This is a genomic window from Variovorax ureilyticus, assembly GCF_037889935.1.
Classification (GTDB): Bacteria; Pseudomonadota; Gammaproteobacteria; order Burkholderiales; family Burkholderiaceae_C; genus Variovorax; species Variovorax ureilyticus.
The window spans coordinates 232,348-247,473 of record NZ_JBBKZU010000004.1; the positions used below are offsets into that span (position 1 = coordinate 232,348).

Genomic DNA, 15,126 nt, shown 5'->3' on the forward strand with positions numbered 1-15,126 from the left:
GCTCCGCCGGGCCGCCGGTATCGCCCCCTGGAAAGGGGGTCAGTACGTATACACGCCGCGGCCCGTCTTGCGGCCGAGCTGGCCGGCGGACACCATCTCCTTGAGCAGCGGGCAGGGGCGGTACTTCGAGTCACCGAATTGCTCCAGGTACACCTCCATCACCGCGAGACAGACATCGAGGCCGATCATGTCCGCCAGCGCGAGCGGGCCGATCGGCTGGTTGCAGCCGAGCTTCATGCCCGCGTCGATGTCCTCTGCCGTGGCCAGCCCTTCGGCGAGCACGAAGAAGGCCTCGTTGATCATCGGCACGAGGATGCGGTTGACCACGAAGCCCGGTGCGTTCTTCACCGTGATCGGCGACTTGCCCAGGCGCTCGGCCAGCGCCTTCACCGTGTCGTGCGTCGCATCACTGGTGAGGTAGCCGCGGATGATCTCCACCAGCGCCATCATCGGCACCGGGTTGAAGAAGTGCATGCCGATGAAGCGGTCCGGGCGCGAGGTCGCGGCGGCCAGTTGGGTGATCGAGATCGACGAGGTGTTCGACGCGACGATGACCTCGGGCGGCAGCAGGGCGTCCACCTGCTTGAGGATCTTGAGCTTGAGCTCGTGGTTCTCGGTCGCCGCCTCGATGACGAGCTGCGCGCTCTTCAGGGCGTCGTAGCTGGTCGATCCCTTGATCAGCGCCAGTGCAGCGCTCTTCTGGGCCTCGGTGAGCTTTTCCTTCTTGATCAGCCGGTCCAGGCTGCCCGCCACGGTGGCGATGCCCTTGTCCACGGCGGCCTGCGCGATATCGATCATGATGACGTTGACACCGGCCACCGCGCACGCCTGCGCGATGCCGTTGCCCATCGTTCCTGCACCAATGATTCCGACGGTCTGAATGGTCATGGGATAGCTTTCCTTGAGATGAAAAATGAAGGGACGCCGAAATCACTGTGGCGGCGCCGCGTGCATCGATTGTGAAACAGCCCCGGGCGGTCCCCGTTGCCGCGTGTGACAGCCCGGGGTGATTTACAGTGCCGCGTTCTCCCTGCAAGCGACGGAACCGCACCATGACCACCCTCGGCACGCCCCTTTCCCCCTCCGCCACCCGCGTGATGCTCCTCGGCTCCGGCGAGCTCGGCAAGGAAGTCCTCATCGCCCTCCAGCGCCTCGGCGTGGAGACCATCGCGGTCGACCGCTACGACAACGCGCCCGGCCAGCAGGTTGCGCACCACGCGCGGACCATCACGATGAGCGACCCGGACCAGCTCAAGGCGCTGATCGAGGCCGAGAAACCCCAGCTCGTCGTGCCCGAGATCGAGGCGATCGCCACGCCGATGCTCCAGCAGCTGGAGGAAGCCGGTGTGGTGCGCGTGATTCCCACCGCCCGCGCCGCGCGCCTCACGATGGACCGCGAAGGCATCCGCCGCCTCGCCGCCGAGACGCTCGGCGTGCCGACCAGCCCTTACAAGTTCTGCGATTCGCTGGCCGAGCTGCAGGCCGCGATCGACGGCGGCATCGGCTACCCCTGCATCGTCAAGCCCGTGATGAGCAGCTCCGGCAAGGGCCAGAGCAAGATCGACGGCCCCGCGGACGTGCAGAAAGCCTGGGACTACGCCATGGCCGGCGGCCGCGTGAGCCACGGCCGCGTGATCGTCGAGGGCTTCATCGACTTCGACTACGAGATCACGCTGCTCACCGTGCGCGCCCTCGATGCCGGCGGCGTGGTGCAGACGCATTTCTGCGACCCGATCGGCCATGTGCAGGTCAGCGGCGACTATGTCGAAAGCTGGCAGCCGCACCCCATGTCCCCGGTCGCGCTCCAGAAGGCGCAGGACATCGCCCGCAAGGTCACGGCCGACCTCGGCGGGCAGGGCCTCTTCGGCGTCGAGCTGTTCGTGAAGGGCGAGCAGGTCTGGTTCAGCGAAGTCAGCCCGCGCCCGCACGACACCGGCATGGTGACCATGGCCACCCAGTGGCAGAACGAATTCGAACTGCACGCCCGCGCGATCCTCGGCCTGCCGGTGGACACCAGCCTCAAGAGCCCGGGCGCGAGCGCCGTGATCTACGGCGGCGTGGATGCCAAGGGCATCGCCTTCGACGGCGTCGCGCAGGCGCTCGCGGTGCCGGGCGTCGACGTGCGGCTCTTCGGCAAGCCGGAGAGCTTCGTCAAGCGCCGCATGGGCGTGGCGCTTGCGCACGCCGCCGATGTCGACACCGCGCGCCGCAACGCCAAGGAAGCAGCGTCGCGCGTCAAGCCTCGCCAAGCCTGATCTGATTCCATCCCAACCGGAGCCACGCATGCTGCATCCCCAAGCCAAGGCTTTCATCGACCTGCTGATCGAGAAAGGCGTTCCGCCGACGCACACGCTGCCGTACACCGACGCCCGCAGGTTCTACCGCGAGCGCCGGGCCCTCGCGCAGCCGGAGCCGGGCGAGGTGGCAGAGGTGCGCGACCTGAGCGCCGATGGCCCGCACGGGCCGATCCCCCTGCGTTACTACCGTCCATTGGGTTCGCACGCGGCTGCGCTGCTGCCGGTGCTCGTGTACTACCACGGCGGCGGCTGGACGATCGGCGACCTGGACACGCACGACACCCTCTGCCGCGAGCTTTCCAATCTCTCCGGCTGTGCGGTGGTCGCCGTCGACTACCGCATGGGGCCGGAGCATCGCTTCCCCGCCGCAGTGCACGACGTGCTCGCCGCCACGCGCTGGGTGCGCCAGCAGGCGGCCTCGCTCAAGGTCGACGCCAACCGGCTCGCCGTGGGCGGCGACAGCGCCGGTGGCAACCTCGCCGCAGTGGTGGCGATCGCTGCGCGCGACGCAGGCGACCTGCCGATCTCCTTCCAGCTCTTGATCTACCCCGCCACAGACATGCGCCGGGGCCACGCCTCGCACACCACCAACGGTCAGGGCTACGTGCTGACCAGCGACAGCATCACCTACTTCCACGACCACTACATCGACGACCCGAAGCACGACCACGACTGGCGCGCCTCCCCGCTCCTGCACGAGAACCTCGAGGGCCTGCCGCCGGCATTGGTGATCACCGCCGGCTACGACCCGCTGCGCGACGAAGGGCTGGACTACGCCCGCGCGCTCACCGAGGCCGGCAACCGCGCGAGCTACGTCTGCTTCGAGCGCCAGATCCACGGCTTCATCACCATGGGGCGCATCCTCGACGAAGCCAATACGGCCGTGGGCCTTTGCGCCGCCGAACTGCGCCGTGCGCTGAAGCCCTGAGAGAGCGTCGTTCGAGTCACCTTCGCGACAGCGAGGTGACCGTTTAAGGGAAAGCCCTCGCGTCGCGGTTGCACGCCGCGAGCCCGCCCGCCGCTACGATCGGTCGCGCGGAGGGCGACATCTTGGCCAGTACCCAGTCGACGCTTGCACCACGCAGCAATGCCCGCGGCGAGCGCCTCATGTGGATCACGCCGGAGCGCGTGTTCTACGCCGGGCTTCTCGGCGATGCCGCCGAGCGCACCATGGGCGGGCATGGCGTCTACGTCTCGCCCACCGGGGCGTCGCTTTCGATCCGGATCGGCGGAGGCGCATGGCAAAGCGGCGAGCTGCTGGTGGTGCCGTCGCAGGTGCCGCACCAAGTCAGGACCGAACACCGGCTGGTGCTCAACCTTCTCATCGAAGCCGAATCGGTGGACCCTTCGCGCCTGCCGCCTTACCTGCAGCACTGCGGCCCGGTCGATGCGCCAGCCTTCGTGCAGCGTGTGCGCGACGCGCATGCCCGGCTGCTCGACGCCTCCGGCAGCGGCAGCTTCGAGGGCTTCGCGTTCGACATGCTCTTCTTCGACGAACGGCTCGCCGCGCGCACCATGGATGCGCGCATCCGCGCGGTGGTCGACCGCATCAACGCCGATCCGGCAGCGCAGATGTCGGCCGAGGAGTGTGCGACGGCAGTCAGGCTCTCGTTCTCGCGATTCCTGCACCTGTTCAAGCAGGAAACCGGGGTGACCTTCCGCGCCTTGCGCGGCTGGAAGCGGGCACGCAGCCTGTTGCGCCACGTGCGGCAGACCGCGACGCTGACCGACATCGCGCTCGACACCGGCTACCCCGATTCGACCCACTTCAGCCACTCGATCCGGCAGGTCTACGGCCTGCGGCCCAGCGACATCCTCGCCGGGTCCAGGCGCCTCATGCTGTACCAGTGACGCGCGCCGGCCGCGGCCGTCGAATGCGGGACAACCCTCTGCGCCGCGTGTCGAACCCCCCGCTATAAACCGCGAAACCCGGACGAGACCCTCCTTGCAACTCCTCCAGCTCTTGCTTTCAGGCATCGCCCAAGGCTGCATCTACGGCCTGATCGCGCTGGGCTTCGTGCTGATCTACAAGGCCACCGAGACGGTGAGCTTCGCGCAGGGTGAACTCATGATGCTCGGCGCGTTCGCGGCATTCGCGGGCATGTCGCTGTTCGGGCTGCCGTTCTGGCTCGCGGCGCTCCTCGCCATCGGTGCGATGGTGGCTTTCGGCGTGCTGCTGGAGCTCGTCGTGATCCGGCCGATCCTCGGCCAGCCGCAGTTCTCGATCGTGATGCTGACCATCGGCATCGGCTACGTCGCGCGCGGGCTGATCACCATGATCCCGGCCATCGGCACCGAGACGCACACGCTGGCCGTGCCCTACAAGGACGAGATCTGGAAGCTCGGCGAGCTGGTGCTCAACGTCGAGCAGATGGCCATCATCCTCGCGACCGCGGTGCTGTGCGGGCTGCTGTTCGCGATGTTCCGCTACAGCAAGCTCGGCATCGCGATGCAGGCCTCGTCGCAGAACCAGCTCGCGGCCTACTACATGGGCATTCCGGTGAAGCGGCTCAACGGGCTGGTGTGGGGACTCGCGGCGGCGGTGGCGGCGATCGCCGGCATGCTGCTCGCGCCGATCACCTTCGTGCACGCCAACATGGGCTTCATCGGGCTCAAGGCCTTTCCGGCGGCGGTGGTGGGCGGCTTCGGCAGCCTGCCGGGCGCGATCGTCGGTGGGCTCGTCATCGGCATCGTCGAATCGCTCGCGGGCTTCTACCTGCCCGATGGCTTCAAGGACACGGCGCCCTACATCGTGGTGCTGGTCATGCTGATGGTGAAGCCCAACGGGCTCTTCGGCGAAAAACTCCGGAAGAAGGTCTGAGCCGATGCGCTTCATCTTCAAGACCAGCTACGCGCAGGACATCAGCCTCGCCAAGCACGGCGGGCATGTGTTCTGGTACAGCCTCCTCGGCGTGGCGCTGATCGCCGCACCATGGGTGCTGCCCGAATACTGGCTCGCGCAGCTGACCTTCGTGCTGATCTACGGCATCGTCGGGCTGGGGCTGATGCTGCTTGCGGGCTTCACGGGGCAGTTCTCGATCGGCCATGCGGCCTTCCTGGGGACGGGCGCCTACACGCAGGCGGTGCTGGCGAACATGGGCATGCCGTTCCCGCTCGCGCTGGTCGCGGCGGCCGCACTGTCGGCCGCGGTGGGCGTGGTGGTCGGTCTGCCGGCACTGCGGGTGAAGGGTATCTACCTCGGCATTGCGACGCTGGCCTTCGGCTTCATCGTGGAAGAGGTGTTCGCGCGGTGGGAATCGGTCACCGGCGGCAATTCGGGGCTGCACGTGAAGTCGCCGACCTTGTTCGGCACCGAGTTGGGATCGAGCGAGAACTTCTACCTCGTATGCCTGATCGTCGCCGTGCTGTGCACGCTCGCGATCCTCAACCTGCTGCGTTCGCCGACCGGGCGCGCCTTCGTGGCGATCCGCGATTCGGAGATCTCGGCGCAGAGCATGGGCATCCACCTGGCGCGCTACAAGACGCTGTCCTTCGCGATTTCGGCGGCGCTGGCGGGCCTGGGCGGTGCGCTGTACGCGCACAAGCTGAGCTTCATTTCGCCGGACCAGTTCAACATCCTGCAATCCATCGATCTGCTGCTGCTGGTGGTGATCGGCGGGCTCGGTTCGGTGCACGGCGCGTTCCTCGGCGCGATCTTCCTGATCGCGATGCCGCAGTTGATCGCGCTGGGCAAGGACTGGCTGCCGCCGGTGATCGGTCAGGCGCCGGGGCTGCAGGGGCTGGTCTATGGCCTCGTGCTGATTGCCTTCGTGCTGTTCGAACCGCTGGGGCTGTATGGGCGCTGGCTGAAGATCCGCACCTGGCTGCAGCTCTTCCCGTTCTATCGCCGGGGCCTGTTCAAGCGGCAGAAGTCCTTCACCAAATCGGATCGCCTGAGATGAGCGAGTCGGACATTCTTCTGTCGGCGAAGGACCTGAGCGTGCGCTTCGGCGGCGTGCTCGCGGTCAACAAGGTCAGCTTCGACGTGCGGCGCGGCGAGGTGTTCACGCTGATCGGGCCCAACGGCGCGGGCAAGACGACCGTGTTCAACCTCATCAGTCGCATCTACACGCCGACCACGGGGGAGATCGTGTGGCATGGCGAGGGATCGCCGTTGCCGCTCACGCAGCGCGCACCGCACGAGATCGCGGCGCTGGGCATCGCGCGCACCTTCCAGAACATCGAGCTGTTCGAGCATGCGACGGTGCTGCACAACCTGCTGATCGGGCGGCATACGCATCGCAAGACAGGCTTCTGGAGCGAGGTGTTCTTCACCCAGGCCACGCGACGTGCCGAAATCGAGGCGCGCGAGGTGGCGGAGCGGGTCATCGATCTCCTGGACCTGCAGCACCATCGCGACTCGATGGTGGCGGGCTTGCCCTACGGCGTGCGCAAGGTGGTCGAACTCGCACGGGCGCTGTGCACCGAGCCGAAGCTTCTCTTGCTCGACGAGCCTTCGTCGGGCCTCAACGTCGAAGAGACGGCGGACATGGCGTTCTGGATCCAGGACATCCAGCATGAACTCGGCATCTCGGTGCTGATGGTGGAGCACGACATGTCGCTGGTGTCCAAGGTGTCGGACCGGGTGCTGGCGATGAACATGGGGGAGGCCTTGTCTACCGGGACGCCGCGTGAGGTCCAGTCGGATCCTCGGGTTGTCGAGGCGTACCTCGGGACTGTCGATGACGTGAGCAGTTTGCGGAGGGCCGCTTGATGCCTGCACCTCCTGGAAGCGTGCCCGGCATGCGGAGCCCTGCGAGCGACCCCACTGCGCCGGCCCTTCGGGCTGCCCTGCGCCGCTCGCCTTTCGCGGGGTCACGCGCAAACTCGCTTCGCTCGGACAAGCGCGCGCCCTTGTCCGCGAAAGGCTGCGCTGCCCGGCGGCGCAGAGGGGATCGCCCGCAGGGCTCCGCATGCCGGGCATGGTCGAAGCGCGACGGATTTGCGCGCCTCCAACGTTCGCAGCCCGTGTGCTCCGCGCAGGCATGGGGGCGAACAGTTCATCCCCAACGCATCTGCATTGGCGGGGGGTGTGCCTTGGGCCGGTCGTTGAGGCACCGCCGAGCAGCGCAGCGGTACGCGGAAAAAGGGCCGCGCGTGTTCGAGCGAAGCGAGTTTCGCGCGGACCCCGCGTACCGTGAGCAGCGCAGGGCAGCCGCGAAGCGGCCGGTGACGTCGGCCGGCCCAAGGCACACCCCCCGCCAATGCCACCCCGAACAAGGGAGGACCACAAGGTGACGGACACCGTCCTCCAACTCCTCAACGTGGAAAGCGCCTACGGCCCCATCAAGGCCATCCGCGGCGTCAGCCTGAAAGTCCGCCAGGGAGAAATTGCGACGGTCCTGGGATCGAACGGCGCAGGCAAGACGACGATCCTCAAGACCATCTCCGGAATCATCGACCCCCGAAAAGGCAGCATCGAGTTCCGCGGCCAGAACATCACGGCCAAGGACCCGGCGTACATCGTCCAACAGGGTCTGAGCCACGTCCCCGAGGGCCGCGAAGTGTTCCCGCTGCTGTCGGTGCGCGACAACCTGCTGATGGGCGCCTACACCCGCAAGGATCGCGACGGCGTGGCGCGCGACATCGAAACCGTCTTCGGCTACTTCCCCATCCTCAAGGAACGCGCGACGCAGGATGCGGGGCTGCTTTCCGGCGGCCAGCAGCAGATGCTCGCCATCTCGCGCGCCATCATGGCGGCGCCGCAGCTCATCCTGCTCGACGAACCCAGCCTCGGCCTGTCGCCCAAGCTCACCAAGGAAATCTTCGAGATCGTCGTGCGCATCAACCGCGAGCGCGGCACCACCATCCTGCTGGTCGAACAGAACGCCAACATGGCGCTCAACGCCTCCGACTACGGCTATGTGCTCGAAAACGGCCGCATCGTCATGGAAGACACCTGCGAGCGCCTGCGCGAGAAGGAAGACATCAAGGAGTTCTACCTCGGCCTCAAGGACGACGGCGTGCGCGGCGAACGCCGGTGGAAGAAAAAGAAGACCTGGAGGTAGCGAGCGATGAACACGAAGGCGGCCACATCCCCCGGGCTCTGGGACATGAGCCACATCCAGCCGCGCAGGGACATCGTCGTGCCGGGCGAAACCATCCCCGCCATGTTCTGGAACGCGGCTCGCATGCGCGCCGACAAGGTGTGGATGCGCCAGAAGGAGCTCGGCATCTGGAAGAGCTGGACCTGGCGCCAGACCGCCGGTGCCGTCGCCGAAGTGGCCGGCGGCCTCATGGCCATCGGCTTCGCGGCCGGCGAATGCGCGTCCATCCTCTCCAACACCGTCATCGAATGGGTCCTCGCCGACCTCGCGGTCCTCAGCTGCGGCGGGGTCGCCAACGGCATCTACCCGACCGACGCGCCATCGCAGGTGCACTACCTCTGCGAAGACTCGCGCACCACCGTCCTCTTTGTCGAGGACGACGAGCAGCTCGACAAGGCCCTCGAAGTCCGCGCCGACCTCCCGCTGCTGCGAAGGATCGTCGTCTTCGACATGGAGGGCCTGCGGGAACTCGACGACCCGGATGTGATGAGCCTCGATGACCTGCGCGCCCTCGGCCGCGACTACAACAAGGCCCATCCCGACGCGCTGGAGCAGCGCGTCGCCGCCTGCCGGCCCGACGACCTCGCGATCCTGGTCTACACCTCCGGCACCACCGGCAGGCCCAAGGGCGCGATGCACAGCCACCACGGCCTCGTCTACACCGCGCGCGGCTACAACACCCTCGTCGCGCAGGACGAGCGCGACGAGCGCATGTGCTTCCTGCCGCTGTGCCACATCGCCGAACGCATGGGCGGCGAGTACTTCGCGCTCTACGCGGGATCGGTCCTCAACTTCGTCGAGAACCCCGAGACCGTGCCCGAGAACGTGCGAGAGATCGCGCCCACCGTCTTCACCGCGGTGCCGCGCGTGTGGGAGAAGTTCTATTCCGGCGTGATGATCGCCCTCAAGGAAGCCAGCCCGCTGCAGCAGGCGGCCTATCGATGGAGCATCGGCGTCGGCACCACGATCGCCGACCGCGTGCTCGCGGGCCAGCCGGTGGGCGGCCTGCTGCGCTTCAAGTTCCGCATCGCGCGCTGGCTGGCGCTCGACAACGTGCGCAAGATGATCGGCATCCACCGCTCGCGCTTTCTCGTCACCGGCGCGGCGCCGATCTCGCCGGACCTCGTGCGCTGGTATCTCGCGCTCGGGGTGCCCATGCTGGAGGTGTGGGGCATGACCGAATCCTGCGGCGCCGCCACCGGCGTGCCCGCGACGCGCATCAAGCCCGGCGCGATCGGCCCGGCCGCCGAATACAACGAAGTCCGCATCGACGAGGCCACCGGCGAGATCCTCGTGCGCGGCCCGAACGTCTTCATGGGCTACCTCAACCTGCCAGAGAAAACGGCGGAGACCATCGACGCGCACGGCTGGCTGCACACCGGTGACGTCGGCACCGTGGACCAGGACGGGTATTTCCGCATTACCGACCGGATGAAGGACATCATCATCACGGCAGGCGGCAAGAACGTCACACCCAGCGAATTGGAGAACGAACTCAAGTTCAGCCCCTACATCACCGATGCGGTCGTGATCGGCGATGCCAAGCCCTACCTGACGGTGATCATCATGATCGACCAGGAGAACGTCGAGAAATTCGCGCAGGACCATGACGTGCCGTTCAGCAACTACCAAAGCCTCACGCGCTCGCGCGAAGTGCAGGACCTGATCCAGTCCGAGATCGACCGCGTCAACGCCAAGTTCGCGCGGGTCGAGCAGATCAAGAAGTTCTTCCTCCTCGAAACCCAGCTCAGCGCCGAAGACGAAGAGCTCACGCCCACGATGAAGCTCAAGCGCAAGCTGGTGCAGACCAAGTACGCCGATCGCATCGAGGCGATGTACGCGTAGCCCCTTTTCAGCCAACCAGGAGACAGCGGTATGAAGATCAAGAAGACTCTCTTCCCCATTGCCGCGGCCACCGGCCTCGCGATGGCTTCCGGCGCAGCCTTCGCGCAGCAGCAGGGCGTGAGCAAGGACGAGATCCGGATCGGCACGATCCAGGACCTCTCCGGTCCGCTCGCGGGCTTCGGCAAGCAGGCGCGCAACGGCATGCAGCTTGCCGTGGACGAACTCAACGAGCAGGGCAGCGTGCAGGGCCGCAAGCTCAAGCTCTACGTCGAGGACTCGGGCTACGACCCCAAGAAGGCGGTGCTCGCCGCGCAGAAGCTGGTCAACCAGGACAAGATCTTCATCATGGCCGGCCACATCGGAACCGCCCAGAACATGGCGGCCATGCCGGTGCAGTTCGAGAAGAACGTGATCAACTTCTTCCCGATCACCGCCGCGCGCGAGATGTACGACCCCTTCCACAAGCTGAAGTACTCCTTCGCGGCGACCTACTACGACCAGATCCGCCTCGCCCTGCCCAAGATGATCAAGGACAAGGGCGCCAAGAAGGTCTGCACCATCTACCAGGACGACGAGTTCGGGCTCGAGGTGCAGCGCGGCGCCGAAGCCGGTCTCAAGGCCGCCGGCATGGAGCTGACCGAGAAGACTTCATACAAGCGCGGCGCGACCGACTTCTCCTCGCAGGTCGCGAAGATGAAGGCCGCGGGCTGTGATCTCGTCGTGCTCGGCACCATCATCCGCGAGACCATCGGCACCGTGGGCGAGGCGCGCAAGACCGGCTTCAACCCGACCTTCCTCGGATCGAGCGCGGCCTACACCGACCTCATCCACAAGCTCGGCGGCAAGCCCATGGACGGCATCTATGCCACCATGACCGTGCAGAACCCCTACACCGACGAGCAGGCGCAGAACATCCGCTTCTGGGCCAACAAGTACAAGACCAAGTTCAACGAGGACCCGACGGTGTTCTCGGTGTACGGCTACTCGATCATCCAGGACTTCATCCAGGCCGCGAACAAGGCCGGCCCGAACCTGACCACCGACAGCTTCGTCAAGGCGATGGACGGCATCACCTTCGAGCCCGACATGTTCGGCAGTCCGAAGATGACGTTCAGTGCGACCAAGCGACTGGGCAATGACCAGTCGCGCCTGTCGCAGATCGTGGACGGCAAGTGGAAGGTGGTGTCGGACTACGTGGCGCCGTGATGCGCCCCGGCGCGCGGACGTCGCGGCCGCACGCCTGAATCGCGCGCGGCGGACTGCGGTCGTCGCGCGGCTTCTTGTCGGCCATCTCGATCCGCACCTCGATCGGGCCGGGCGCGCGAAACGCCTCGATGCCCGCGTCGATCCGGCCCAGCACCTGGATCGCGCCGCTGATCGTCTGCCCGTCGTGCCCGTGGAAGATCGTGAGATCGGGCCCGGGCGACCAGCAGACCATGTCGCCCACCTCGTAGTGTTGCGTGCTTGTTCCCCGGCCCGAGATCGCCCGCGGCAGCGGTCCGAATTTCTCGCGCCGGAACATGTCGTGCATCGTGATCGTCATCGGCAGCATCAGTGCGAACTCGCGTGCCGTGTCGTTGTCGGCCAGCGTGGCCTCGATCACCTTGTCATTCAAAACCAGATGAATCTTCATGTGAACCTCGTCTGTCAATCGGTTGGAGCGCGCGCGAGGGGCGACGGCCTCTCGCGGCGGACGCCTCGCGGCGCCGCTGGATTCAGGGATCGGAAATGCGCAGCCGGCCGTCGCCTGCGCCCTGGCAACGGCCGGCTTGCGCGTTGTCTCAGTTGTTGGTGCGGGCGCCGAGCTGAAGCTCGCGCAGGCGCTTCACGTCGCGCGCCGGCGGCATGCCGAAGAAGCGGCTGTACTCGCGGTTGAACTGGGATTGGCTCTCGTAGCCCACCCGGTGGCCCGCGGTCGCGGCATCGACATGCTCGCTCATCATGATCCGCCGCGACTCCTGCAGCCGAAGCTGCTTCTGGAACTGCAGCGGGCTCATCGCGGTCACCGCCTTGAAGTGCAGGTGCAGCGACGAGACGCTCATGTGCACCGCATCGGCGATGTCCTCGACCCGCAGCGGCTCCTGGTAGCGCTGCGACAGCAGGCTGATCGCCTGCGCGATGCGCTGCGAATGGCTGTCCACCAGCGCCATCTGCGCCAGCCGCCAGCCGTCGGGCGACTTCAGCAGGCGGTAGAGGATCTCGCGCGTGATCAGCGGTGCGAGCGCCGGCACGTCCTCGGGCGTGTCCAGCAGCTTGACCAGCCGCAGCAGCGGATCGAGCAATGTCGCCGACAACTCGCCGGTGAAGATGCCGCGCTCCGATGCGCGCCGCTGCACCTGTTCGCCGAGCTTGAGCTCCAGCCCCAGCGCCGCGATGTCCTTCGGATCGAAGTTCAGGCGCAGGCCGAGATAGGGGGCCTCGGGCGAGGCGTCGATCACCTGGCCCGACACCGGCAGGTTCTGCGACACCACCAGGTACTGGCTGCTGTCGTAGACATAGACCTCGTCGCCCAGCAGCACGCGCTTGCTGCCTTGCGCCAGCACGCAGAAGGCCGGCTCGTGCATCGCGCGAACCGGCTTCTGCATCTGCGAGGCGCGGGCGAGCGCGAGACGCGGGATCACCGTCTCGTGCGCGCCGTCGGTGGCGGTTGCGCGGTCGATCATCGCGGCGAGCTCGGCCCGCATCACCGTGGCCTGCAAGGGGCCGGAGGGGCGATCGCTGCGCAGTGCGTGGGGGGTGGAAGTGAGCATGGGTGGAAGCTTAGGCGTCCGGCCGCCGCTTGTCTGCGGCTGCGCGCGATGGCCGGACGATCGTGCAAATATCTTCAACGATTCTGCAAGCGGCACGGGCCGTGGCAGGATGGATGCTCGTCTCCACTCCTCGAAACTTCCATGGGCGACCTTCATCAGCGCATCGCGGGCAGCTTTTCCGCTCAAGGGATGATGACCACCATGGGTGCGCGCCTCGCGCTGGTCAGCGATGGCGAAGTTCATATCGAACTGCCGTTCTCGAGCACCCTGTCTCAACAAAACGGATTCCTGCATGCCGGTGCGACCACGAGCATCGTCGACAGTGCGTGTGGCTACGCGGCCTTGACCAAGGCCCCGCCGGGATTCGATGTCGTCACGGCGGAGTTCAAGCTCAATCTCATGCGGCCCGCCGTGGGCCAACGCTTTCTGGCGATCGGGCGCGTGGTCAGCGCGGGCAGGTTCCTCACCGTCTGCACGGGCGAAGTGAGGGCCTTTCCCGACGCCGGTGAGGCATTCAAGGTCGTCGCGCTGATGCAGGCGACGATCGCCAGCGTGAACGCCGAGGCGGGTTCGAGGCAAAAGCCGGCCTAGAAATCCCATGCGTCGCTTCGGCAGTCTCACGACTCTTGCGCTGGCCCTCCTGATCACAGGTTGCTCGCTGCCGCCGCTCGAAGGACGCAGCCAGTCGCAGGCCTTGCCGGCGGCCGAAGCCCGCAACACGAGCCTGGGCCAGTCGGTCGATGCGGCCGTGAAGCTGCATGCGGGACTGACCGGGGTTCATCCGCTGACCGACGCGCACGAGGCGTTCGCCGCCCGCGTGCAACTGGCGCAGCACGCCGAGCGCACGCTGGATGTGCAGTACTACATCTGGCGCAACGACATCACCGGCCACTTGCTGCTGGAGGCGCTGCGCGCGGCAGCCGACCGCGGCGTGCGCGTGCGCCTGCTGCTGGACGACCACGGTGTTGGCGGTCTGGACGAAGAGCTGGCCGCGCTCGATGCCCATCCCAATATCGAGGTCCGGCTGTTCAACCCGTTCGTGTTCCGGGCCTTCAAGCCATTGGGCTTCGTGACCGACTTCTCCCGCGCCAACCGGCGGATGCACAACAAGAGTTTCACCGCCGACAACGCGATCACGATCCTCGGGGGCCGTAACGTGGGCGACGAGTACTTCGGCGCGACCGACGGCGTGCTCTTCGCCGACCTCGACGTGCTGGCGACCGGGCCGGTGGTCGAAGAGATCTCGAATTCGTTCGATGCGTACTGGGCGAGTGCATCGGCCTATCCGATTGCGTCGCTGGTGAAGGCGCCTGCCGCAGAGACCGTCGCCGCGATCGCGGCGCGCGAAGCCCTGATCGATCGCTCGGAACCCGCTGCGATCTACAAGAAGGCGGTGCGCGAGCTGCCTTCCTATGGCGCGTTGATTCGCGGGGACCTGCTGCTGATCTGGGCCCCTGCGCATCTGCTGGTGGATCCCCCGGCCAAGGGACTGGCGCTGGCCGAGCCCGAGCAACTGCTGCTGCATCACATGAACGAGGCCGTCGGGACCCCGGTCCGCGCGCTGGATCTGGTGTCGCCGTACTTCGTGCCGACCGATTCCGGAACCGACTATTTCGTGGACCTGGCCCGCCAGGGCGTGCGCGTGCGCATCCTCACCAACTCGCTGGCCGCGACCGACGTGCTGCCGGTGCATTCGGGCTACGCGCGCCATCGGCAGCGGCTGCTGGCCGCGGGCGTGGTGCTGTACGAGCTCAAACCCGAGCCGGGCGAGCCGGTCACGAAGCCCGTGCGAAGGGATGACGGTTCCTGGATGCCCGGCGGTTCGGGCGGCAGCGGCAGTTCGGGCTCCAGCCTGCATGCCAAGACCTTCGGCGTGGACGAGGAGCGAATCTTCGTCGGCTCCTTCAACTTCGATCCGCGCTCGGCCCGCCTGAATACCGAGCTGGGGATCATCATCGACAGCCCCGAACTCGCCGCGAGCATGGCGGAGATCTTCGAGAAGCGCGTGCCTCTCAGCAGTTGGGAGGTGCAGCTCGATCCCCGCAACGGCGCGCTGCAGTGGTTCGACGCCGCAAGCACGCCGCCGCAGACCTTGTCGGTCGAGCCCGGCACCACATGGTGGGAGCGCGCCGCGGTGCGGCTGCTCGAGCCTTTGCCGATCGACTGGCTGCTCTGAGGCGCCAGCCC

At 66.8% G+C, this 15,126-nt stretch carries 14 protein-coding genes; 11 read left to right on the forward strand and 3 right to left on the reverse strand.

The annotated features are described in order from the left end of the window. Positions 1–39: 39 nt before the first annotated feature. Positions 40–888 carry a 3-hydroxybutyryl-CoA dehydrogenase gene (locus tag WKW77_RS11325; protein WP_340356932.1) on the reverse strand — a complete coding sequence of 283 codons (849 nt, stop codon included), beginning with the start codon at positions 886–888 and terminating at the stop codon, positions 40–42. 164 nt (positions 889–1,052) lie between these two features. Between WKW77_RS11325 and purT the strand changes: the two genes are divergently transcribed. The 9 genes from purT (at position 1,053) to WKW77_RS11370 (ending at position 11,395) form a co-directional block, all read left to right on the forward strand. Beyond that, entirely contained in the window at positions 1,053–2,255 is a 1,203-nt protein-coding gene (gene purT, locus WKW77_RS11330; RefSeq protein WP_340356933.1) for a formate-dependent phosphoribosylglycinamide formyltransferase, read from the forward strand. Positions 2,256–2,283: 28 nt separating this feature from the next. Further along, positions 2,284–3,225 (forward strand): alpha/beta hydrolase, encoded by a 942-nt coding sequence (locus WKW77_RS11335; RefSeq protein ID WP_340356934.1) that lies wholly within the window; start codon positions 2,284–2,286, stop codon positions 3,223–3,225. 179 nt (positions 3,226–3,404) lie between these two features. After that, complete coding sequence (locus WKW77_RS11340) at positions 3,405–4,148, forward strand: helix-turn-helix domain-containing protein (RefSeq protein ID WP_422823180.1); 744 nt, start codon at positions 3,405–3,407, stop codon at positions 4,146–4,148. A gap of 94 nt (positions 4,149–4,242) precedes the next feature. Further along, positions 4,243–5,118, forward strand: a complete 876-nt coding sequence (locus WKW77_RS11345) for a branched-chain amino acid ABC transporter permease (RefSeq protein ID WP_340356936.1) — start codon at positions 4,243–4,245, stop codon at positions 5,116–5,118. A 4-nt stretch (positions 5,119–5,122) separates the two neighbouring features. Beyond that, positions 5,123–6,199, forward strand: coding sequence for a branched-chain amino acid ABC transporter permease (locus WKW77_RS11350; RefSeq protein WP_340356937.1), 1,077 nt, complete (start codon positions 5,123–5,125; stop codon positions 6,197–6,199). Beyond that, positions 6,196–7,011: an ABC transporter ATP-binding protein gene (locus WKW77_RS11355; RefSeq protein ID WP_340356938.1), complete on the forward strand. Its 816-nt coding sequence runs from the start codon at positions 6,196–6,198 to the stop codon at positions 7,009–7,011. Before WKW77_RS11350 ends, WKW77_RS11355 begins: the two co-directional genes overlap by 4 nt. Positions 7,012–7,501: 490 nt before the next feature. Then, positions 7,502–8,305 (forward strand): ABC transporter ATP-binding protein, encoded by an 804-nt coding sequence (locus tag WKW77_RS11360; protein WP_340356939.1) that lies wholly within the window; start codon positions 7,502–7,504, stop codon positions 8,303–8,305. Between the two features lie 6 nt (positions 8,306–8,311). Continuing rightward, entirely contained in the window at positions 8,312–10,189 is a 1,878-nt protein-coding gene (locus WKW77_RS11365) for an AMP-dependent synthetase/ligase (RefSeq protein ID WP_340356940.1), read from the forward strand. Between the two features lie 30 nt (positions 10,190–10,219). Then, positions 10,220–11,395, forward strand: a complete 1,176-nt coding sequence (locus WKW77_RS11370; RefSeq protein ID WP_340356941.1) for an ABC transporter substrate-binding protein — start codon at positions 10,220–10,222, stop codon at positions 11,393–11,395. Here WKW77_RS11370 and WKW77_RS11375 read toward each other — a convergent pair. Beyond that, entirely contained in the window at positions 11,301–11,822 is a 522-nt protein-coding gene (locus WKW77_RS11375) for a cyclophilin-like fold protein (protein ID WP_340356942.1), read from the reverse strand. The genes WKW77_RS11370 and WKW77_RS11375 overlap by 95 nt on opposite strands. Before the next feature lie 148 nt (positions 11,823–11,970). Next, positions 11,971–12,939, reverse strand: a complete 969-nt coding sequence (locus tag WKW77_RS11380; RefSeq protein ID WP_340356943.1) for an AraC family transcriptional regulator — start codon at positions 12,937–12,939, stop codon at positions 11,971–11,973. A gap of 141 nt (positions 12,940–13,080) precedes the next feature. Between WKW77_RS11380 and WKW77_RS11385 the strand changes: the two genes are divergently transcribed. After that, positions 13,081–13,530, forward strand: a complete 450-nt coding sequence (locus WKW77_RS11385; RefSeq protein WP_340356944.1) for a PaaI family thioesterase — start codon at positions 13,081–13,083, stop codon at positions 13,528–13,530. A 7-nt stretch (positions 13,531–13,537) separates the two neighbouring features. Further along, complete coding sequence (locus tag WKW77_RS11390; RefSeq protein ID WP_340356945.1) at positions 13,538–15,115, forward strand: phospholipase D family protein; 1,578 nt, start codon at positions 13,538–13,540, stop codon at positions 15,113–15,115. Positions 15,116–15,126: the final 11 nt, after the last annotated feature.